General features: G+C 73.6%; 20 protein-coding genes. 11 read left to right on the forward strand and 9 right to left on the reverse strand.

What is annotated here, in order from left to right:
- Position 1: 1 nt before the first annotated feature.
- The 3 genes from CP975_RS11010 to CP975_RS11020 all read right to left on the reverse strand — a co-directional run bounded on the left by CP975_RS11010 (position 2) and on the right by CP975_RS11020 (position 3,656).
- A complete protein-coding gene (locus CP975_RS11010) occupies positions 2-1,264 on the reverse strand; it encodes an NAD(P)/FAD-dependent oxidoreductase (RefSeq protein WP_055527619.1) in 1,263 nt (420 codons plus the stop codon).
- Positions 1,265-1,430: 166 nt separating this feature from the next.
- Positions 1,431-2,756, reverse strand: a complete 1,326-nt coding sequence (locus CP975_RS11015; protein ID WP_055527621.1) for a deoxyguanosinetriphosphate triphosphohydrolase — start codon at positions 2,754-2,756, stop codon at positions 1,431-1,433.
- Positions 2,757-2,804: 48 nt separating this feature from the next.
- Entirely contained in the window at positions 2,805-3,656 is an 852-nt protein-coding gene (locus CP975_RS11020; protein WP_150476822.1) for a sirohydrochlorin chelatase, read from the reverse strand.
- Between the two features lie 247 nt (positions 3,657-3,903).
- Here CP975_RS11020 and CP975_RS11025 point away from each other — a divergent pair, with 247 nt between their 5' ends.
- Together CP975_RS11025 and CP975_RS11030 are read left to right on the forward strand one after the other, a co-directional pair.
- The gene (locus CP975_RS11025) at positions 3,904-4,719 is read left to right on the forward strand and encodes a SanA/YdcF family protein (RefSeq protein WP_246201466.1); all 816 of its coding nucleotides are present in this window, start codon (positions 3,904-3,906) and stop codon (positions 4,717-4,719) included.
- Between the two features lie 177 nt (positions 4,720-4,896).
- Positions 4,897-7,074 carry a molybdopterin oxidoreductase family protein gene (locus tag CP975_RS11030; protein ID WP_055536430.1) on the forward strand — a complete coding sequence of 726 codons (2,178 nt, stop codon included), beginning with the start codon at positions 4,897-4,899 and terminating at the stop codon, positions 7,072-7,074.
- A 54-nt stretch (positions 7,075-7,128) separates the two neighbouring features.
- Here the strand turns inward: CP975_RS11030 and CP975_RS11035 are convergent, their stop codons facing one another.
- Both CP975_RS11035 and cutA read right to left on the reverse strand, forming a co-directional pair.
- Positions 7,129-7,572 (reverse strand): gamma-glutamylcyclotransferase family protein, encoded by a 444-nt coding sequence (locus CP975_RS11035; RefSeq protein WP_055536429.1) that lies wholly within the window; start codon positions 7,570-7,572, stop codon positions 7,129-7,131.
- Positions 7,569-7,916 (reverse strand): divalent-cation tolerance protein CutA, encoded by a 348-nt coding sequence (gene cutA / locus CP975_RS11040; protein WP_055536428.1) that lies wholly within the window; start codon positions 7,914-7,916, stop codon positions 7,569-7,571. The genes CP975_RS11035 and cutA overlap by 4 nt, the downstream gene beginning before the upstream one ends.
- A gap of 227 nt (positions 7,917-8,143) precedes the next feature.
- On the opposite strand from cutA, the gene CP975_RS11045 reads away from it, so the two are divergent.
- On the forward strand, positions 8,144-8,884 hold the full coding sequence (locus tag CP975_RS11045; RefSeq protein ID WP_055536427.1) for a hypothetical protein: 741 nt from the start codon (positions 8,144-8,146) through the stop codon (positions 8,882-8,884).
- Entirely contained in the window at positions 8,884-10,206 is a 1,323-nt protein-coding gene (locus CP975_RS11050; RefSeq protein WP_150476824.1) for a sensor histidine kinase, read from the forward strand. Before CP975_RS11045 ends, CP975_RS11050 begins: the two co-directional genes overlap by 1 nt.
- Before the next feature lie 49 nt (positions 10,207-10,255).
- On the opposite strand, the gene CP975_RS11055 is transcribed toward CP975_RS11050, so the two are convergent.
- Positions 10,256-10,891, reverse strand: coding sequence for an NADPH-dependent FMN reductase (locus tag CP975_RS11055; RefSeq protein WP_055536426.1), 636 nt, complete (start codon positions 10,889-10,891; stop codon positions 10,256-10,258).
- Between the two features lie 63 nt (positions 10,892-10,954).
- On the opposite strand from CP975_RS11055, the gene soxR reads away from it, so the two are divergent.
- The 4 genes from soxR (at position 10,955) to CP975_RS11075 (ending at position 13,905) form a co-directional block, all read left to right on the forward strand.
- The gene (soxR, locus tag CP975_RS11060) at positions 10,955-11,476 is read left to right on the forward strand and encodes a redox-sensitive transcriptional activator SoxR (protein WP_055536425.1); all 522 of its coding nucleotides are present in this window, start codon (positions 10,955-10,957) and stop codon (positions 11,474-11,476) included.
- 9 nt (positions 11,477-11,485) lie between these two features.
- Positions 11,486-12,283 carry an aminotransferase class IV family protein gene (locus CP975_RS11065; RefSeq protein ID WP_055536424.1) on the forward strand — a complete coding sequence of 266 codons (798 nt, stop codon included), beginning with the start codon at positions 11,486-11,488 and terminating at the stop codon, positions 12,281-12,283.
- Between the two features lie 284 nt (positions 12,284-12,567).
- Positions 12,568-13,140, forward strand: a complete 573-nt coding sequence (locus CP975_RS35005; protein ID WP_167532681.1) for a hypothetical protein — start codon at positions 12,568-12,570, stop codon at positions 13,138-13,140.
- A 120-nt stretch (positions 13,141-13,260) separates the two neighbouring features.
- Entirely contained in the window at positions 13,261-13,905 is a 645-nt protein-coding gene (locus CP975_RS11075) for a class F sortase (RefSeq protein WP_055536484.1), read from the forward strand.
- Between the two features lie 33 nt (positions 13,906-13,938).
- Here CP975_RS11075 and CP975_RS11080 read toward each other — a convergent pair whose 3' ends face one another.
- The 3 genes from CP975_RS11080 to CP975_RS11090 are packed head-to-tail and all read right to left on the reverse strand — an operon-like array spanning position 13,939 to position 16,314.
- Positions 13,939-14,721, reverse strand: a complete 783-nt coding sequence (locus CP975_RS11080) for a sulfite exporter TauE/SafE family protein (protein WP_150476825.1) — start codon at positions 14,719-14,721, stop codon at positions 13,939-13,941.
- A gap of 31 nt (positions 14,722-14,752) precedes the next feature.
- On the reverse strand, positions 14,753-14,944 hold the full coding sequence (locus CP975_RS11085) for a hypothetical protein (RefSeq protein WP_150476826.1): 192 nt from the start codon (positions 14,942-14,944) through the stop codon (positions 14,753-14,755).
- Between the two features lie 41 nt (positions 14,945-14,985).
- On the reverse strand, positions 14,986-16,314 hold the full coding sequence (locus CP975_RS11090; protein ID WP_070321332.1) for a ferredoxin reductase family protein: 1,329 nt from the start codon (positions 16,312-16,314) through the stop codon (positions 14,986-14,988).
- A gap of 371 nt (positions 16,315-16,685) precedes the next feature.
- Here CP975_RS11090 and CP975_RS11095 point away from each other — a divergent pair, with 371 nt between their 5' ends.
- Genes CP975_RS11095 through nirD form a run of 3 tightly spaced genes read left to right on the forward strand, consistent with a single transcriptional unit; the run spans position 16,686 to position 20,840 of the window.
- Positions 16,686-17,939 carry an NAD(P)/FAD-dependent oxidoreductase gene (locus CP975_RS11095; RefSeq protein WP_150476827.1) on the forward strand — a complete coding sequence of 418 codons (1,254 nt, stop codon included), beginning with the start codon at positions 16,686-16,688 and terminating at the stop codon, positions 17,937-17,939.
- Between the two features lies 1 nt (position 17,940).
- Positions 17,941-20,508, forward strand: a complete 2,568-nt coding sequence (gene nirB / locus CP975_RS11100; RefSeq protein WP_055533845.1) for a nitrite reductase large subunit NirB — start codon at positions 17,941-17,943, stop codon at positions 20,506-20,508.
- A complete protein-coding gene (gene nirD / locus CP975_RS11105; RefSeq protein ID WP_055533844.1) occupies positions 20,505-20,840 on the forward strand; it encodes a nitrite reductase small subunit NirD in 336 nt (111 codons plus the stop codon). The genes nirB and nirD overlap by 4 nt, the downstream gene beginning before the upstream one ends.
- Positions 20,841-20,875 lie beyond the last annotated feature (35 nt).

Genomic DNA, 20,875 nt, shown 5'->3' on the forward strand with positions numbered 1-20,875 from the left:
CTCACGCCAGCAGCGACTCCAGGGGGACGGACGGGTCCGCGAGGCGCTCGACGTCCGGCCGCGCGCCCGTGCGGATCAGCTCCTGCACGGTCTCCGTGACGTCCCACACATTCACGTTCATGCCCGCGAGGACGCGCCCCTCGCTCAGCCAGAACGCGATGAACTCCCGCTTGCCCACGTCACCGCGGGCCACCACCTGGTCGTACGAGCCCGGGGGCGCCCAGCCCGAGTACTCCAGGCCCACGTCGTACTGGTCGGAGAAGAAGTAGGGCACGCGGTCGTAGCGGACGTCGTGGCCGAGCATGGCGCGGGCCGCCGCCGGGCCGCCGTTCAGGGCGTTGGCCCAGTGTTCGACGCGCAGCCTGGTGTCGAAGAGCGGGTGGTGGAGGGCGGCCACGTCACCCGCGGCGAAGATGTCGGGGTCCGAGGTCCTCAGGGAGGTGTCGACGACGATGCCGCCGCCGTGCGCCCGCTCGACCAGGTCGAGGCCCGCCGCCTCGGCGAGCGCCGTGCGCGGGGCCGCGCCGATCGCGGCGAGCACGTCGTGCGCGGGGTGTTCCTCACCGTCGTCGGTGTGGACCGCGAGAACCATGCCGTCCTGGCCGATGATCTCCGTGAGGGACGCCCCGAAGTGGAACCGCACCCCGTGCTCGGCGTGCAGGTCGGCGAACATCTGACCGACCTCGGGGCCGAGGACGGCGTGCAGCGGCGTCGGCTCGCGCTCGACGACGGTGACCTCCGCGCCGTACTCCCTGGCGGCCGCGGCGATCTCCAGGCCGATCCAGCCCGCGCCCGCGATCACCAGGTGGCCGTTGTCCCTGCCGAGTGCCGTCAGGACCTGCCGGAGGCGGTCGGCGTGGGCGAGGCGGCGCAGGTGGTGCACGCCCGCGAGGCCGGTGCCCGGGACGTCGAGGCGGCGCGGTTCGGCGCCGGTGGCGAGCAGCAGCTTGTCGTAGTGGACGACCGCGCCGTCGCCGAGGCGCACGCTCTTGGCCTCGCGGTCGATGGCGACCACGGGCTGGCCGAGGTGCAGTTCCACGTCGGCCTGCGCGTACCACCCCGGTTCGTGGACGAAGACGCTGTCGCGCTCCTCCTTGCCCAGGAGGTAGCCCTTGGACAGGGGCGGGCGCTCGTAGGGGTGGTCACGCTCGTCACCCACGAGGATCACCCGGCCGGTGAAGCCCTCGGAACGGAGGGTCTCGGCCGCCTTGGCGCCGGCGAGACCTCCTCCCACAATGACGAACGTCTGATGCGCGTCGACCACTTGATGCCTCCTTGCCGGGGGACCGGGGGTGGCCCCCGGAAGAACACAGGCTTGCCGCCACAGGGAGCGTCCCGCACGGAGCGTGAGGGGGGAAGGGGGCGTGGCTCCATCCGGCCACTTTCCGTCACGCCCTGTGGTCACTCCATGGTCACGTACCGCTGTCTCCCTATCGTCTCGCTGTCAGTCGTGTGTGCAGCGCGCGGGCGGCCGCGTCCGTGAGGGACGCGATCTGGTCGATCACCACGCGCTGGGCCGCGCGGTCGTCGTCCGCCGTGTCGTACAGGGCGCGGAACTGCGGGTCGAGGCCGTCGGGGGCGCGCGTCATGAGCGCCTCGGCGAGTTCGGCGACCACGATGCGCTGGTCCGCGCGGAGCCGCTCCTGCGCGGGGCGCTGCATCACGTAGCGGTCGGCGACGGCCTTGAGCACCGCGCACTCGTGCCGTGCCTCGCGGGGCACGACGAGTTCGGCGGCGTACCGCGTGAGGGGCCCCTTGCCGTGCCGCACGCGCGTGGCGGTCTCCGCGGCGAGACAGAAGCGGCCGATGAGCTGGCTGGTGGCGTCCTTCAACCGGGCCTGGGTGACGGCCGATCCGTCGTATCCGTGCGGCCACCACTCCTGGTCGAGGAGGCGGTCGAGGGCTTGGGCCAGCTCTTCGGGGTCGGTGTCCTCGGGTACGTAGCGTCCGAGGGCCACGGCGTAGATGTCCTGCCGCTCGGGCTCGGCGTGCAGTGCGTTCGGATCGATGTGACCGGCGTGCAGGCCGTCCTCGAAGTCGTGGACCGAGTAGGCGACATCGTCCGACCAGTCCATGACCTGCGCCTCGAAGCAGGTGCGGTGCCCGGGGGCCTCCTTGCGGACCCAGTCGAACACCGGCCGGTCGTCCTCGTAGACCCCGAACTTGGAGGAGTGCGGGTCGGTGGGGTGGGCGCCGCGCTGCCAGGGGTACTTGGTGGCGGCGTCCAGGGCGGCGCGGGTGAGGTTGAGGCCGACGCTGACCAGGTCGCCGGTGGCCTCGGAGCGCACGAAGCGCTTGGGCTCGATGCGGGTGAGCAGGCGCAGCGACTGGGCGTTGCCCTCGAAGCCGCCGCAGTCCGCCGCCACTTCGTTCAACGCCTGCTCGCCGTTGTGCCCGAAGGGCGGGTGGCCGAGGTCGTGGGAGAGGCAGGCGGTCTCCACCAAATCGGGGTCGCAGCCGAGGGCCGCGCCCAGCTCGCGGCCCACCTGGGCGCACTCCAGGGAGTGCGTCAGCCGGGTGCGGGCGCTGGCGTCCCAGGCCTGGCTGCGCGTGCCGGGCGTGACGACCTGGGTCTTTCCGGCGAGGCGGCGCAGCGCAGCGGAGTGCAGCACGCGCGCGCGGTCGCGCTGGAAGGCCGTACGCCCCGGCCTCTTGTCGGGCTCGGCGGCCCATCGCTCGACGGCGGCTTCGTCGTAGCCCTCGTAGGCCTCGTATCGCGCGTGCGGTGCTGTGCCGTTCGGTGCTGTGCCTTCCATGCACCGACAGTAGACGCAAGCAGTGACAAAGAGGGTTCTGGCCCCTCGTCAGACCGCGGTCAAGCGGCGCTGTTCGGCCACCGGCGGGGCGGTGCGGGCCTGGTCGTAGCGGTGCAGGACGAGGCGGGCGAGCGCCGGGTGGGCGCCGAGCGGGGCCGCGGCGATCCAGGGCGCGGCGACGGCGCTCTGGGTGGCGAAGCGGCCCGGGGCCGTGAAGTACGCGGCGACGGCGACGCGGCTCCTGCCCTCGGCGGCCAGGGCTTCGAGCGCTTCGGGCACGGTGCGGGCGCAGGCCGGGGTGGGGGCGGCGTAGGCGGGGACGACGGGGACGCCGAGGCGGTCGGCGAGCAGGGCGGCTGCGGCCTCGGTGCCGACGGCCGACTCCGGGTCGCGGGAGCCGGCGGCGGCGAGGACGACCGCGTGCCGACGACGGGCGGCCGCGCCCAGGTGCCGCACGGGCCAGCCCGCCTGGACGAGCCGGGTGTGCAGGGCCTCGGCGAGCAGCGGGTGCGGGCCGAGCGGGGCGGCCACGCGGGTCTCCAGGTGGGGCGCGGCGGCGGCGGCCGCGGGGATGTCGCGCTTGACGTGCTGGCCGCGGCTCAGGAGCAGCGGGACGAGCACGGCGCCGCCGCCTCGCTGCGCGGCGAGGGCGTCGGTGAGCAGTGGCTGGTTCAGCTCGATGTGTCCGAGCCGGACGGCGAGTCCGGGCCGCTGCTCGCGGATCCGGTCGGCGAGTGCCGTGACGGTGGCGAGGGCACGGGGGTCGCGGCTGCCGTGGGGGACGAGGACGAGCGTGGGGCGCGTGTGGGGGGTGGGGCTGGAGTCGGGGCGGCGGTTGCCGTGGAGTGGTACGAGGCTGGGCCGGCTGACGAGCTGACTGGTGATGTGGTCCGGCGTCATGAACTGAGGATGGCCGGGGCAGGTTGCGGGGGCGTTGCGTGGCCGTGACGACTGTTTTCGGCGGGCTCACGGCGGTGGGCGGGGGTCGGTCAGGGCCGTGGTCCCGGGGCCGGGTGTAAGGGATGGGGTCAGGGGAGTTTCAGGGTCGCTTCCGGGTTGTGGGGCCTGCTCGGTGCCGGTGGGGTCACTTACGGTGGTGGCAGTGATCGGATCGGGGGAGATCCGGTGGGGCGCGGGGGTGGGACGCATGGACCGGATGGATGCGGGCCGGACGGATACGGGCCGGACGGATTTCACGGGGTGGGCGGGGCTGCGGGGCCTGGCGGCGGCGTGCCGGGAGCGCCTGGTGGCGTTTCGGGAGCGCCTGGCGCGGTCGCGCCGCCCGCGACGGCCGGCATGGCTGCGGCTTCCGCGTACGCGAAAGGGGCGGCGCAGGGCCGTCCAGGGCGCGATGACGCTCTGCGTGCTCGCACTGCTGCCCGCGACCTGGCTCTTCGTGACGACGGACGGCAAGACCGGTTCGCTCGCGGACGCTCCGCGCGCCCGGGTCGCGATGGTCTTCGGCGCCGGGCTGTGGGAGGGCGAGCCCTCGCCCTATCTCGCGCACCGGCTGGACGCGGCGGCCGAGCTGTACCGGGCGGGCCGGATAGAGGTCGTGCTCGTGACGGGGGACAACAGCCGCGAGGACTATGACGAACCGGACGCGATGCGCGCCTATCTGAAGAAACACGGGGTGCCGGACCGCCGGATCGTGAGCGACTACGCCGGGTTCGACACCTGGGACTCCTGCGTCCGCGCCAAGAAGATCTTCGGCGTGGACCGGGCGGTGCTGATCAGCCAGGGCTTCCACATACGCAGGGCGGTCGCGCTGTGCGACGCGGCGGGCGTCTCGTCGTACGGCGTCGGGGTGGACGCCGTTCACGACGCGACCTGGTACTACGGCGGCGCCCGGGAGGTGTTCGCGGCGGGCAAGGCGGCACTGGACGCGGTGTTCCGGCCCGACCCGCGGTTCCTCGGGGCGCGGGAGCGGGGCGTGGAGCAGGCGCTGGCGTCGCGACGGTAGGCCCTGGGTGGCCTGCGGGCGGCGGTACGCGGTCCTGGGTCCTTCGGCGCCCACGCCCGGACGGCGGCTTCCGTCCCGCACCTCACAGTGCGGCGCGGCCGTGGCTGAGATCGGCTTACCGCGTGCGTAACGCGAGCGCGTCGGGGCACGTAACAAGAACGGCGGACGCTGGGCGGCATGCACTCCACGGCGACACCCGCGACACCGGCGACCACCGCGACCCCCGCGGCCACGGCGGTGACGGCGACCCACTGCCCGTACTGCGCGTTGCAGTGCGGGATGGGGCTGACGGCGGGCACCGGTGGTGGTGTGGAGGTCGTGGAGCGCGCGTCGTTCCCCGTGAACAGGGGCGCCCTGTGCGGAAAGGGACGCACGGCGCCCGCTCTGCTCTCCTCCCGGGTCCGCCTGACCGAGCCCCTCGTCCGATCCCACGCCACGGGCAAGCTCGTGCCAGCCTCCTGGGAGGAGGCCCTCGACCGGATCGCCGGGGAGCTGTCCCGTGTGCGCGAGGAACATGGCGCGGACGCGTGCGGGGTGTTCGGCGGCGGCGGGCTGACCAACGAGAAGGCGTACGCGCTGGGCAAGTTCGCGCGGGTGGTGCTCGGTACGTCGCAGATCGACTACAACGGACGGTTCTGCATGTCGTCGGCGGCGGCCGCCGGGCAGCGGGCGTTCGGGCTCGACCGGGGGCTGCCGTTCCCGCTGGAGGACATCCCGCGCACCGGTTGCGTGATCCTCGTCGGGTCGAACCTCGCCGAGACGATGCCGCCCGCCCTGCGGTACCTCACGGAGCTGCGGGAGAACGGCGGCACGCTGATCGTCGTGGACCCGCGCCGTACACGCACCGCCGAGCAGGCCGACCTGCATCTGGCGCCGCGCCCCGGCACGGACCTCGCCCTGGCGCTCGGGCTGCTGCACCTGGTCGTGGCGGAGGGCCGGACGGACGAGGCGTTCATCGAGGAGCGGACCAGCGGATGGGAGGGGGCGCGGGCGGCGGCGATGGCGCACTGGCCCGAGCACGTCGAGCGGATCACCGGCGTGCCCGTGCCCCAACTGCGCGACGCGGTGCGCATGTTCTGCGACGCCGAGGCCTCGATGGTGCTCACCGCGCGTGGGCCCGAGCAGCAGTCCAAGGGCACGGACACCGTCGGGGCGTGGATCAATCTGTGTCTCGCCACGGGCCGGGCCGGGCGGCCGCTGTCCGGGTACGGCTGTCTGACCGGGCAGGGCAACGGCCAGGGCGGGCGTGAGCACGGGCAGAAGGCGGACCAGTTGCCCGGGTATCGCAAGCTGACGGACCCGGCGGCGCGGGCACATGTGGCGGAGGTCTGGGGCGTGGACCCCGATTCGCTGCCGGGGCCCGGCAGGTCGGCGTACGAACTGCTCGACGCGCTCGGCGGGGACGTCAAGACGCTGCTCCTGATGGGGTCCAACCCGGTCGTGTCGGCGCCGCGGGCCGCGCATGTGGAGGAGCGGCTGCGGTCGCTGGACTTCCTCGCGGTGGCGGACGTGGTGCTGTCGGAGACGGCCGAGCTGGCGGACGTGGTGCTGCCGGTGACGCAGTGGGCCGAGGAGACGGGGACGGTGACGAACCTGGAGGGGCGGGTGCTGCTGCGCCGCCGGGCGGTGTCCGCGCCCGGCGGGGTCCGAAGCGACCTGGACGTGCTGCACGGGCTCGCGGCGCGGCTCGGCCATGGGAAGGGTTTTCCCGTCGATCCGGAGCAGGTCTTCGAGGAGTTGCGGCGGGCGAGCGCGGGCGGGCCCGCGGACTACTCGGGCATCTCGTACGAGCGGCTGAGGGAGGGGGACGGCGAGGGGGTGTTCTGGCCGTGCCCCGACCCGGCGCCGGGCAGCGGGCAGGTTCCGGGCGGCGCCGGTGTGGTTCCGCATCCCGGGACGCCCCGGCTGTTTCTGGAGGGGTTCGCGACGGAGGACGGGCGGGCGCGGTTCGTGCCGGTGGTGCACCGGGCCGCCGCCGAGGAGACGGACGCGGAGTATCCCGTGCTGCTCACCACGGGGCGGGTCCTCGCGCAGTACCAGTCGGGGGCGCAGACGCGGCGGGTCGATGAGCTGAACTCCGCGGCGCCGGGGCCTTTCGTGGAGCTGCATCCGCGGCTGGCCGCGGGGCTCGGGATAGCCGACGGCGAGGCGGTCGCCGTGGTCTCACGGCGTGGCCGGGCGGTGGCCCCGGCGCGGGTCACGTCGTCGATCCGCTCGGACACGGTGTTCATGCCGTTCCACTGGCCGGGCGAGGGTCGCGCCAACTCCCTGACGCATCCGGCGCTGGATCCCGTGTCGCGGATGCCGGAGTTCAAGGTGTGCGCGGTGCGGCTGGAACGCGCGGAACGGAGTTAGGTGGGGATCAGCAGGTGCGTCCGTACCAGGCGTTACCAGCCGAGGCACCAGGCGTTACCGGCCGAGGCGGTGGCTCGTCCAGGCGCCGTCCTCGATCAGCGTCCCCGACGCGCGCAGGCGCGCGGCCATGCGGGGTGCCGCCAGGTAGACCCAGGCGCGCGTGGCCGTCCCGTCGGCGGCGCGAGTCACCTCGCGTGTCACCCGTTCGTAGAGGTTGCGGGGGTCGCCCGGCGCGTACTCCTCCAGGAGGTCGAGGGCGGTGAGCAGTCCGTCGTGGGCGGAGGGGGCCGCGGTCACCAGCTCGCCGCGTACCGGTCCGGCTTCCGGGGCCTCGACGGCGTAGGGGTAGCCGGGGCCCTCGTACAGGACGGTTCCCGGCAGCAGGGCCGGTTCCTCCGCCGTCACCCGGCCGCAGAGGTAGGCGGCGTGGTTCGGCTCACCCGGGCGCAGGGTGCCGTAGACGAAGAAGGGCAGTCGCGGCGCGTCCCGCTCGGTCACTCGGCGGTCTCCCGCTCCACCCACTCCAGGTAGGCCGCGCTCCCCCGCGCCACCGGGGTCGCGATGATCTCCGGGGTGTCGTAGTCGTGGGCGTCGGTGAGCCATGCCTCCAGGGCGGCGTAGCGCGCGGCGGTCGTTTTGAGCAGCACCTGCCACTCCTGTGCGGTCTCGATGTCGCCTTCCCAGCGGTATACGGAGGTGACGGGACCGGTGATCTGCGCGCAGGCCGCGAGCCTCGCCCCGACCGCCCCGCGCGCGAGGTCACGCGCCTTGTGTTCCGCGTCGGTCGTCGTCAGCACGGTCAGCACGGTCAGTACGGCCGCCGCCGTCGATTCATCGTCCATACACCGATTGTGCCCAGCCGTGGCCAGAGGCGAGTGCCCTGGACCAAGGTCCCGAACTGTCTGGTTTCACCGGTCGTAGTCGTAGTTGTTACATAACCTCCCGTTTTCTGTGATGGACGGTTCCTACGGTCGTCAGCGGTGGCCGGTCTCTGCCGAATCCCCAGCGCAGTCCCCTGGGCCGGCCACCACCAGACCACCGGCCGCCGCACCAGTCAGTCACTCACGCCATGAATCCGAAACTCCGCCGCCCGCTCCCGCTGGGCGCCGCTTCCCTCGTCGCCCTCGCGGTGTCCGTACTCGCCGGGTGCGCCGGTCCGGTCGGCCTCGGGCCCGGTGAGGCCGTCCCGCCCGTCTCCGCGCAGCCGCACCCGGAGGCGGTCTGGCCCGCCTGGTCGGGTACGTCGTCGAGGGCGCCCGGTGCCGACGCCGCCACGCGGCAGCCGCCTCCACGGGCGCTGAAGGGGCTGCCGAAGGTCGGTTCGGGAGGGCTCGCCTCGCTGAGCGTCCACGCGGTGCTGCGGGCCGATCCACGTACGAAGCCGCTGGCCGACCGGGGGCTGATCGACCGGCCGGGGCGGGCGGGGCTGCGGCCGCCCCGGTACATGGACCTGACCGGCGACAAGAAGCCCGAGATGCTGGTGGCCGCGGACACGGAGAGCGGGCGGAACGTGCTGGCCGTCTACACCGAGCGCGGCGGCAGGGTCTACCCGGCGCTGTTCACCTCCGGCAGGCGGATGAGCGTCGAGACGATCGGCTCCGACCTGCTGGTCCGCACTCCGTGTTCGGACGGCGGCGAGCAGGCCGTGCGCTTCCACTGGGACGGCGCGCGGATGTCCACCATCAGCGACGTCAAGAAGTACAACAAAGACCACAGGGACCACAAGGACTACAAGGAGTCGGGGGGCGCCCCGGAGCCCGCGGAACCGAACCCGCACCCCTCCGAGTCGGCACCGACGGGAGGGCCCTGATGCCGCGCCGGAAGGCCGCCGCGCTCAACGGCCTCGGGTTCCGGCGGAAGTTCGCCGCACTCACCGCCCTCGGGCTCCGCTGGAAGATCGCCGCGCTCCTCGCGGGCGGCTGTGCGGTGGTCGCCGTCGCCATCGGGCTGCTCATCCACCACGCCCGGCTCGACCAGGTCGCCGGTAACGCCCGGTCGAACGCCACCGCGCAGCTCGTCCGCGTACGCCAGTTGTACGAGCTGACGGGGGAGGTCGACAGGAGCGACATGGACGCGGCGCTCGACGCCCCGGACCTGCCCGAGCCGTTGCGGCGGGCCGCGCTGGCCGGGCAGCGGACCACCTACCTCGACATGGCGGCGGACGACCCGTGCGTCTGGGCGGCGAGGCCGGTCGGCGGCCGCAAGCCCCACGTCCTGTCCGTCCGCGCGTCGCTGCGCGAACAGGCCGGTGAGGTGGCCGAGTTCGACCGGCGGCTGATGATCTCGGGAGCCGTGGTCGTCGGCCTGGCCGCGCTCGGCGGCGCGGGGCTGTCCAGCAGGCTCAGCCGTGAACTGCGCACCGCCGCGGCCATCGCGCGCCGCATCAGCCGGGGCGACCTCGACGCCCGCATCGACCACCCCCGGCCGCCGGGCGCGCGCCACGGCAAGGACGAGGTGGCCGAACTGGCCGCCGCCGTCGACACGATGGCCGCGTCCCTCCAGCGGCGCCTGGAGGCCGAGCAGCGCTTCACCGCCGATGTCGCGCACGAGCTGCGCACCCCGCTGACCGGGCTGCACACGGCGGCCGAGCTGCTTCCTGCCTGCCGCCCCGCCGAGCTGGTGCGCGACCGCGTGCACGCGCTGCGCACCCTCACGGAGGACCTGCTGGAGGTGGCGCGCCTTGACGCGGAGGTGGAGCAGCCGGACCTGGACGTGCATCCGCTGGGGCGGCTCGTCGAGACGATCGCCGAGCGCGCGGGCGGCTCGGCGGCCGGCTTCACGGCGCGGGGGACGCACGCCGCGTACGACACGTTCGTACGCACGGACGCGCGTCGGCTGGAACGGATCCTGACGAATCTCGTCGCCAACGCCCGCAGGCACGGCGGCGATCCCGTCGAGGTGCGGGTCGAGGGCGCCGAGGTCACGGTCCGCGACCACGGACCGGGCTTCCCCGAACACCTCCTGAAGGACGGCCCGCGGCGCTTCCAGACCGGCGCGTGCGAACGCGGCCAGGGCACCGGCCTCGGCCTGACCATCGCGTTCGGCCAGGCCCAGGTGATCGGCGCGAGCGTGAACCTGGCCAACGCGGCGGACGGCGGCGCGGTGGCGGTGGTCGGCCTGCCGCGCGCCTGACGAGTTACGCAGGCACCGACATTACGGAGCCATCAACGTTACGTAGGCATCAACTTCCGTACGGGCGAACGGACTTCGCACCGCGCAGCGCCCAGCCCCACCACGCCAGCTGGTCGAGCATGCCCTTGGCGGCGGCGTCGGCGGCCGAGGGGTCGCGGTGGTTGCCCTCGACGTCGAAGAGGGCGCCCGCGTTGTGGAAGGAGACGGTGTCGCGGATGGTCACGGTGTGCAGCTCCGCGAAGACCGGGCGCAGGTGCTCGACGGCGCGCAGGCCGCCGGAGAGACCGCCGTACGAGACGAAGGCGACGGGCTTGGCCTCCCATTCGTCCTTGTGCCAGTCGATGAGGGCCTTCAGGGAGGCCGGGTAGGAGTGGTTGTACTCGGGGGTGAGGACGATGAACGCGTCGGCCGCGGCCAACTTGGGCGTGACCTTGGCGAGTTCGGCGGAGGCGGCGGCGGACGGGGAGAAGGAGAGGGAGGTCGGCAGCTCGGACTCGGCCAGGTCGACGACGTCGACGACGAAGTCGGAGCGCTCGCGGACATGGGCGAGCAGCCACTCGGCGACGATCGGCCCGAAGCGGCCCTCGCGGTTGCTGCCGACGATGACGGCGACGCGCAGCGGCGTGTCACCGCCGTCGAGGGCGGGGGCGGCGGAGGCGGACTGGGGAGAGGTGGTTTCAGTCATGGGGAAAGCCTCGTAGTTAAACCTTGGTTGAGGTCAAGCGCGAACTCTCACTAATCTGACGGCATGACCGCGCATCTCGCACCGGACGCCAAGGAAGCCACCGTCGGGGAACTCTCCGCGCGCAGCGGGGTCTCCCCCTCGGCCCTGCGCTTCTACGAGCGCGAGGGACTCATCACGTCCCGCCGCACCGCCGGCAATCAGCGCCGCTTCAGCCGCGACACCCTGCGCAGGGTCGCCTTCATCCGCACCTCGCAGCGGCTCGGCATCCCGCTTGCCACCATCCGCGAGGTGCTCGGCCTGCTTCCCGAGGACCGTACGCCGACCCGCGAGGACTGGGCGCGGATCTCCGAGTGCTGGCGGGCCGACCTCGACGCCCGGCTCCGCACGCTGCGGCGGCTGCGCGACAACCTCACCGACTGCATCGGCTGCGGCTGCCTCTCGCTCGCCACGTGCGCGCTGGCCAACCCGTCGGACGAGCTGGGCGAGCGCGGACCCGGGGCGCGCCGCCTGGTGGAGGAAAAGGACCCGTCCGCCGCGAAGAGCTGCCCGGAGACGCCGGCGGACGCAGGGGGAGCCGTCTCGTAGCGTGGCCGCATGACAACCACGGAGCTGGTGCAGCGAATCGAGATCGACGGACAGCCGGCCACCGCGGGAAGCCTGCTCTGGCCGGCCCTCGTCACCACGGGGCACTTCACCGCGATGCAGGTCAGGGGCGGCAAGGTGCGCGGCATCGACCACCATCTGGCCCGGCTCGACGCGGCCACGCGCGAGCTGTTCGGGCGGGAGCTGGACGGGGAGCGGGTGCGCGGCGCGGTCCGGCACATCCTGCGTGACGACATCGACGACGCGTCCGTACGCGTATATGTCCACGCGCCAGACGGGGAGCCGTCCCTCATGGTCACCGTGCGGGAGCCCGTCGAGCTGCCCGACGGCATGGTGGCGCGCGCGCAAGCGCTGATGTCCGTGCCGTACCAGCGGCCCTTCGCCCACATCAAGCATCTGGGCGGCTTCGGCCAGGCCCGCCACGGCGAGCTGGCGCGGTCCGCCGGCTTCGACGACGCGCTGCTCACCGGCCCCGGCGGGAAGATCAGCGAGGGCGCCGTCACGAACATCGCCTTCTTCGACGGCACGCGGGTCGTGTGGCCCGACGCGCCTCATCTGGCCGGGGTCACGATGCAGCTGATCGAGGCGCGGCTGCCGGCCGCCGGGCTGCCCACCTCGCACGCCCCCGTCACCCTCGCGGACCTGCCGTCGTACGCGGCGGCCTTCGTCACCAACGCGTGGGGGGTCAGCCCGGTGCGCCGCGTCGACGACGTGACGTACGACGTCGACGAGAAGCTGATGGCGACCGTGGCCGGGGTCTACGAGGCCGCGCCCTGGGACACGATCTGACCATGTGCTCCGGGACCTGATCCGAGCGCGCCGCGCGGCGGAGTCACCCATTCACAGCTGCCGCGCCCGCTCTTCGGAGTCTTCTCGCCGAAAAGCCGGTGACCTGCTGGAACGCTCACTCCACCGGAGCCGGAAGCCGCTCGTTCGGCGGCTTTCTGATGACTCATCAGGAGGCGTGCGCCGCCGAGTGCCACTTACCTCGGTACAGCGGGGTCCGACCGACGCAGCGGCACTTGGGGGTGCCGCGGGCCGTGTCCCGCGAAGGCCTCGGAGGAACAAGCACCATGCGCAACGCCCGCCTGCTGTCCGGTACCGCGCTCGCCGTAGCGGCGGCGGGCGTCCTGGCCGCCCCCGCCCCCGCCTCCGCCGCCCCCGCCTCCGCCGCGCCCGCCGGAGGCCTGGAGGTCCAGCCGTCGACCGTCACTCCCGGCTCCACCGTCACCGTGCGCACCACCGCCTGCGGCTCCGGAGGGACCGCGACCGGTGACGCGAGCGCGGTCGGGGCCGGGACGTTCACCCTGGCGCCGGGCGCGCGGCCCGAGGACGTGGCCGGGCGGTTCGAGGTGCCGCCCTCCGCGCAGCCCGGCACCTACGAGATCGTCGCGAAGTGCTCCGGTTCCGGCGGCGCGGCGGTGCGGAACAAGCAGGTCGCGGGCGATCTGGTGGTGACCATCACCTCCACGGCGGCCGCCGCGGAACAGCCGCGCCCGCATCCGCGGGGACATGTGAAGACGGGGGTCGGCGGCGCACTCGGCCCCGACCCCGTGCAGACCGCGGCGGGAGTGGCGGCCCTGGCCGTCGCCGCCGCGGGCGGTACCTGGCTCCTGCATCGCCGGGCGAGAGGCGACAGGATCTGACGGACACCCTCCGCTGTCCACCGGTACCGCCGCCCCCGCCCCCTCCCGGCCCGTGTCCCCTCGTGGGCCGGGAGGGGGACGAGGGACCCCCGGCCCGACCGACCCCGAGGGGGACGCCGTATGCGCGAGACAGGCTCCAAGAGGACCGGCAACGCCGTCATAGCGACCGTCACCGCCGTGGCGCTCTGCACCGGTGCCTGGCTGCTGAGCAGCGGCACCGCCTCGCATCCGCCTCCGCAGCCCTCCTCCGCGCAGGCCGCGCCGACCCGGCCCCAGGGCCCGCGCCCCGACCCCGGCACCGCACCGCTGCCGCCGTCGCCGCCCGACCGGGTGCGGATCCCGGCGATCGGGGTCGACGCGCCCCTGATGGGGCTCGGCCTGACCCGGCAGGGGAGCCTTGACGTGCCGCCGTCCGAGCGGAAGAACCTCGCGGGCTGGTACGAGGCCGGCACCACGCCCGGCGAGCGGGGCACCGCGATCGTGGCGGGCCACGTCGACAACAAGGAGGGCCCCGCCGTCTTCTACGAGCTGGGCGCGTTGCGCAAGGGCCGCACGATCGAGGTCGAGCGCAGGGACGGCAGCGTGGCCGTCTTCACGGTCGACGCGAACGAGGTGTACGACGCGAAGGACTTCCCCGACGAGAAGGTGTACGGCGCCGCTTCCCGCCCCGAGCTGCGGGTGATCACCTGCGGCGGGAAGTACTCGGAACGGACCGGCTACCAGGGCAATGTGGTGGTCTTCGCGCATCTGACGGCGGTGCGCTGAGCCGCGCCGCACTGAGCCGCGGCGCGCAAGAGGTCAGGCCACCCACTGCTCGTACGCCATCTTGGTCACGAGCCCGAAGACGGTGACCAGGAGCACGACCCGGACGAAACCGCTGCCCCTCTTCAGCGCCGTGCGCGCGCCGAACATCCCGCCGGTGAGATTGAAGGCGGCCATCAGTCCGGCCAGTTGCCACATGACCGCGCCCTGCCAGGCGAACATCGCGAGGGCGCCGGCGTTGGTGCAGCAGTTGACGATCTTGGCGGTGGCCGAGGCGGCGACCAGGTCGAGGTGGAGCACGGCGGTCAGGGCGAGCACGAGGAAGGTGCCCGTGCCGGGGCCGATGAGACCGTCGTAGAAGCCGATGCCGAGTCCCGCGAACCCGATCGCGGCGAGGATCCGCTTCGGCGAGGCGGGCTCGGCGGGGGGCGCGGTACCGAAGGCTGGCCGCAGGATCACGAAGGCGCCGACGGCGACGAGCACCACCATGATCACGGGCCTCAGTACGTCGGTGCTCATCCCCGCCGCGAAGAAGGCGCCGCCCATCGACCCCGCGAGCGCGGCGAGGCCGACCCGGACGGCGGTGGGCACGTCGACGGGGGTCTTCCGTACGTACGTCACCGCGGCGCCGGTCGTCCCGACGATCGCCACGGCCTTGTTGGTGCCGAGGGCGTGCGCGGCCGGGGTGCCGCCCGGCAGGCCGAGCAGCAGGGCGGGGAGCAGCAGCAGTCCGCCGCCGCCGACCACGGCGTCGATCCAGCCGGCCGCGAGGGCGGCGAGGCAGAGGACGACGACCGTGGTCAGGGGTATGTCAGGCATGATCGCGACCCTATGCCGCTCAGGATGCCGGTCAGCGGGCGGCCCGGGGCTCGGGGGCGGTGGCCGGTGCGCGGTCGGGGGCCGGGGGTGCGGCCGGTTCCACGGTGAGGGTCAGGGCGGTGGCGATGAGCGCGCTCGCTCCGGTGAGGCCCGCGGCGAGCGCGCGGCGGGCCCGGGGGGTGGGGCCCCGGGCGGGGGCGGGGGGTTTGCGGTGGCGTCCCATGGACCGGCGTACTCCTACAGGTCGGGGCTTTCGAAGGGCGTTCAGAAGGCGAAGTCCTCGGCGTGGACGCGCTCCTCGGGGACGCCCGCGCGGACCAGGGCGGCTCTCGCGGCGGCGGACATGCCGGGCGGGCCGCACAGATAGACGTCGTGCTCGGCGAGGCCGGGGACGAGGCTCCGCAGGGCCTGCGGGGCGAGGGGGTCGAAGGCGGCGCCGGACGCGCCGAGCAGGTAGTGCAGTCCGGCTCCCCTGCGGGCGGCGATCGCTTCCAGTTCCGTTCTCAGGACGAGGTGCTCCGCGCTGGTGGCGCGGTAGAGGAGGGTGAGGTCGCCGGGGCCGCCGGGCAGCGTCTCGAAGAGGGCCCGCATCGGAGTGATGCCGACGCCGCCCGCGAGGAGCAGCACCTTGCGCCGGGTGCGCCGGTGGGCGGTGAGCGCGCCGAACGGCCCGGTGGCGAGGACCCGCGTGCCGGGCCGCAGGCGCCGCATCCGACGCGTGTGGTCTCCGGCGGCCTTGACGGTGATGCGCATGGTGTCGTCGCGTACCGGAGCGGAGAGGGAGAAGGGCAGCGCGGTGCGCCAGAGCCTGCGCCGCAGGAACCGCCAGCGGAAGAACTGGCCGGGTTCGGCGCGCAGCTGATCGAGCCCGGTGCCCCGCATGACGACGGAGACGACGCCGGGCCCTTCGTCCCTGACCTCGATGACGCGCAGGCTGTGCCGCAGTGCCTGCCGTACGGGGACGACGAGGCGGTACCAGCACAGGAGCACGGCGACGGCCGCGTGCGCCATGGCCCACAGCCAGCCGGTGAGGGCGCTTGCGGCCACGTCGGGCCCGGCGAGCTGGTGCGCGAAGGCGAGGGCGGCGCCGAGGTAGGTGAGCAGATGGACGGCACGCCAGGTCTCGTGGGCGAGGCGGCGGCGCACCGCGCGGACGGAGGTGACGCCCGCGGCGACGAGCAGCGCGGTGCCCGCGGTGGCCGCTGCGAGGCCCGGGTAGCCGAGCAGGTCGAGGGCGGCGTGCGGGAGGCCGGTGCCGGTGTGCGCGGCGTATCCGCAGAGGGCGAGCAGGGCGTGGGCGCCGCAGAGGCTCAGCACGTACCGCCCGCCGAGGGAGTGCAGCCGCGCGAGCCGGTCGGCGCCGACCCCGTGCTCGACGGCCGGTACGCGGGCCATCAGGAACAGCATGACGAGCACCCCGTACCCGGCGAGCAGCCCCGTGAGGTGGGCCCCGCCGGCGAAGACGCCCGCGACTGTCGAGTCCGACCGGACCTGCGCCCCCCACATCCCGCCCACGGCGAGCGCCCCGGTGAGGATTCCGGAGCGGAGGGCGGGGGGTGAGACACGCGGGGGCGCGTACGCCCTCGGAGGCATCGGGGGCCGCGGAGGCATCGCGGGCCTCGGGGACAGCGCGGGGCGGGTGTCGGGCCGGGGGTCGGCCGCCTGTGTGGTCACGGCGGCACACTAGGCGCGGCGGGTGCGGGGAAATCCCTGGTCAGCGCCGTACCGCAGATCTTTAAGGCGGCCTTGAGGATCGGCTGAGCGGGGGTTAACCGAGGGCGGGGGCGAGGTCCCTACGACAACATTTCGACGCGGGGCAAACCGGCGGGTGGGTGGGAGAGCGATCCGCCGCGGAGCAGGCGGAAAACCCTCACAGCACCCCCCAGCGGAAGCTGAGCGCACCGTTCCCCCAGAGAAACAACCCGGCCCCGACAGGGAAACACCCGCCCCGCAGGCTGCGGAACATGACATCCACGGCAGTGGTGATCGGCGCGGGCCTGGCCGGCGTCCACGTAACACAGCGCCTGGCCGCAGAGGCCATCGACACCGTACTCATCGGCGAGGAGGAGCACGCCCCGTACAACCGCGTCCTCCTCGCGGAGGTCCTCGCGGGCCGCTACGGCGCGGACGTGATCACCCTGCCCGTGCCCGAAGCCACCACCCTGCGCACCCGCGCGGTCCGCGTCGACCGCGCGGAGCGCCTGGTGCACTGCGAGGACGGCACCGTCGTCCCGTACGGCACCCTGATCCTCGCGACCGGCTCCAACCCGGTCCTGCCGCCCCTGCGCGGCCTGTTCGCGCCGGGCGCCCGTGAGCTGCCCCGGGGCGTGCACGCCTTCCGGACGATGGACGACTGCCTGGCCCTGTCCGGGGCCGTGGCCCCCGGCACCCGCGTCGTCGTCATCGGCGGCGGCCTCCTCGGCGTCTCGGCGGCCCGCGCCCTGGCCCGGCGCGGCGCGCAGGTCGTCCTCACCCAGCAGGCCGAGCGGCTCATGGAGCGCCAGCTGGATCCCGCCTCCTCGGAGCTGGTGCGCCGCCACCTCACCGGCCTCGGCGTCGAGGTGCACACGGAGTGCCGGGTGCGCGGCGTCGGCGTCACGGACGGCACCGTACGCCACGTGGAGCTGGCCGACGGCTTCGATCTCGAGACCGAGCTGACCGTCCTGGCCTGCGGCGTCCGCCCCCGTACGGGTCTGGCGCTGGCCGCCGGACTCGACGTGCGCAAGGGGATCGTCGTGGACGACCGGCTGTGCACGTCCGATCCGCACATCAGGGCCGTCGGCGACTGCGCGGAGCACGCGGGCCGCGTCTACGGCCTGGCGACCCCGGCCCTCGAACAGGCCGACGCGCTCGCCGACGCCCTCATCGGCAGGAAAGGCGCCCCCTACACCGGCAGCCGCATGCTCACCCGCCTGACCCTGCCGGGCCCCGGCCCCCTGGACCTCGCCGCGTTCGGCGACCCCGAGCCGCACCCCGACGACGACGTCATCCAGCTCGCGGACGCCACCCGCGGCACCTACCGCAAGGTCGTCGTCCGCGGCGACCGCCTGGTCGGCGGTGTCCTGCTCGGCGACCTCGCCTCGGTGGGCGCGCTGGCCCGCGCCTGGGAGGCCGACGCCCCGCTGCCCGACGACGACAGCCCGCTGCTCCACCTGCTCACCCAACCCCAGGCTCTCGACTTCGTTCGAGCAGGGGAAACCCCCATCGGAGGCCGCTGAGATGCCGAAGCCGAACCCCGCACAGACCCCGGACCGCCGCCCCACGATCGTGCTCGTCGGCCACGGCATGGTCGGCCAGCGCTTCCTGGAGGCCGCCGTCGAGCGCGGGCTCGCGGCGAGCCACCGCATCGTGGTGCTCTGCGAGGAGCCGCGCCCCGCCTACGACCGGGTCCAGCTGACCTCGTACTTCTCGGGTCGCACGCCCGACGAACTCTCGCTCACCGACCGGGCGTTCCTCGACGAGCACGGCATCGAGCTGTACGTCGACGAGCCCGCCGAGAGCTTCGATCGCGAGGCGAGGACCGTCACGGCCCGCTCGGGGCGCGTCCTCACCTACGACACGCTCGTGCTCGCCACCGGCTCCTACCCCTTCGTGCCGCCCGTGCCGGGCAAGGACGCGACGGGCTGTTTCGTCTACCGCACCATCGAGGACCTCCTCGCCATCGAGGAGTACGCGAAGAAGCACGCCACGACGGGCGCGGTGGTCGGCGGCGGTCTGCTCGGCCTGGAGGCGGCGGGCGCGCTGCGCGGGCTCGGACTGGCCACGCACGTGGTGGAGTTCGCGCCCCGCCTGATGCCCGTACAGGTCGACGAGGGTGGCGGCGCGGCGCTCCTGCGCACCATCACCGGCATGGGCCTGACCGTCCACACGGGCACCGGCACGCAGGAGATCGTGACGGGCGAGGACGGCGCGGTGCGCGCCATGAAGCTGTCCGACGGCAGCGAACTCGCCACCGACCTCGTGGTGTTCTCCGCCGGTGTCCGCCCGCGCGACCAGCTCGCCCGCGAGCACGGCCTGGCGGTCGGCGAGCGCGGCGGCATCACCGTCGACGAGCGGTGCCGCACCAGCGACCCGGACGTGTACGCGATCGGCGAGTGCGCGCAGGCCGTGGACGGCCGCGTGTACGGCCTGGTCGCGCCCGGCTACGAGATGGCGCAGACGGCGGCCGCCGCCATCGCCGCCGAAGAGGCCAGCTTCACCGGCGCCGACCTGTCGACCAAGCTGAAGCTCCTCGGCGTCGACGTGGCGTCCTTCGGTGACGCGCACGGCGCGGCCGAGGGCTGCCTCGACGTCGTCTACTCCGACTCGCGCTCGGGCACGTACAAGAAGCTGGTGATGGGCGCGGGCGGCGAGCTGCTCGGCGGGATCCTCGTCGGCGACGCGGAGGCGTACGGCCTGCTGCGTCCGCTCACCGGCACCGTCCCGCCGCTGCCCGCCGAGCAGTTGGTGCTGCCCGAGGGCGCGGGCGCTCCCGTCGCGCTCGGCCCCGAGTCGCTGCCGGGCCACGCGGTGATCTGTAGCTGCCACAACGTCACCAAGGACGCCATCCAGGCCTGCGCCACGCTGCCCGAGGTGAAGAAGTGCACCAAGGCCGGTACGGGCTGCGGCAGTTGCGTGAAGGTGATCGGCCGACTGCTGCCGCAGTCCGGTGACACGGGGCTGTGCGGCTGCTTCGCCCAGACCCGCCAGGAGCTGTACGAGATCGTGCGCGTCCTGCGGATCACGTCGTTCCGCGCGCTCCTCGACGGGCACGGGCGCGAGGCGGCGCGCGGCGGCGAGGGCTGCGAGGTGTGCAAGCCGACGGTCGGCTCGATCATCGCCTCACTGGCCCCGACGATCGGCGCCGAGGGGTACGTGCTCGACGGCGAGCAGGCCGCGCTCCAGGACACCAACGACCACTTCCTCGCCAACCTCCAGAAGAACGGCTCCTATTCGGTGGTCCCCCGTATCCCCGGCGGCGAGATCACCCCCGAGAAGCTCATCGTCATCGGTGAGGTGGCGCGGGACTTCGGCCTCTACACGAAGATCACCGGTGGTCAGCGCATCGACCTCTTCGGGGCCCGCGTCGAACAACTTCCGATGATCTGGACGCGGCTGGTGGACGCCGGCTTCGAGTCGGGGCACGCGTACGGCAAGGCGCTGCGCACGGTGAAGTCCTGCGTCGGCCAGACCTGGTGCCGCTACGGCGTGCAGGACTCCGTGCGCATGGCCATCGACCTGGAGCTGCGCTACCGGGGCCTGCGCGCCCCGCACAAGCTGAAGTCGGCGGTGTCCGGCTGCGCCCGCGAGTGCGCCGAGGCCCAGTCGAAGGACTTCGGCGTGATCGCCACGGCGAGCGGCTGGAACCTGTACGTGGGCGGCAACGGCGGCGCCACCCCGCGCCACGCCGACCTGCTCGCGCAGGACCTGGGCGACGCCGAACTGGTCCGCCTCATCGACCGGTTCCTGATGTTCTACATCCGTACCGCCGACCGCCTTGAGCGCACGGCGGCCTGGCTGGAGCGGATCGACGGCGGCCTCGACCATGTGCGTGACGTGGTCGTCCACGACTCGCTGGGCATCTGCGCCGAACTGGAGGCGCTGATGGCCGACCACGTCACGCACTACCGCGACGAGTGGGCCGAGACCCTCGACGACCCCGAGCGCCTCGCCCGCTTCGTGTCCTTCGTGAACGCGCCGGGCGTGCCGGACCCGACGGTCGGCTTCGTCCCCGAGCGGGATCAGATCAAGCCGGACCTGCCCCTGCTCTCCATCAGCCCCCGGCCCCTGGAAGGAGCCTCCCGATGAGCACGTCCGCCCGCGTCCAGCTCCGCCTCGCGGAAGACTGGTTCGAGGTCTGCGAGCACACCCGGCTGACACCGGGCCGGGGCCTCGCGGCGCTGCTGCCCGACGGCAGCCAGGCCGCGCTCTTCCTCGACCGCGAGGGCCGCGCGTACGCGATCGACAACCGCGATCCGTTCACGGGCGCCGCGGTGCTCTCCCGGGGGCTGCTCGGCTCCCAGGGCGGACGGCCGTTCGTCGCCTCGCCGCTCCTCAAGCAGCGGTTCGACCTGGAGACGGGGCGGTGCCTGGACGACGACGAGGTCGCGGTCGCGGTCCACCCCGTGCGCATTGCCTGACGGTTCGCCGTACGCTCACCGTGCGCATTACTTGA

Origin of the sequence: Streptomyces alboniger (genome assembly GCF_008704395.1) — a bacterium.
In the GTDB taxonomy this organism is placed as follows: domain Bacteria; phylum Actinomycetota; class Actinomycetes; order Streptomycetales; family Streptomycetaceae; genus Streptomyces; species Streptomyces alboniger.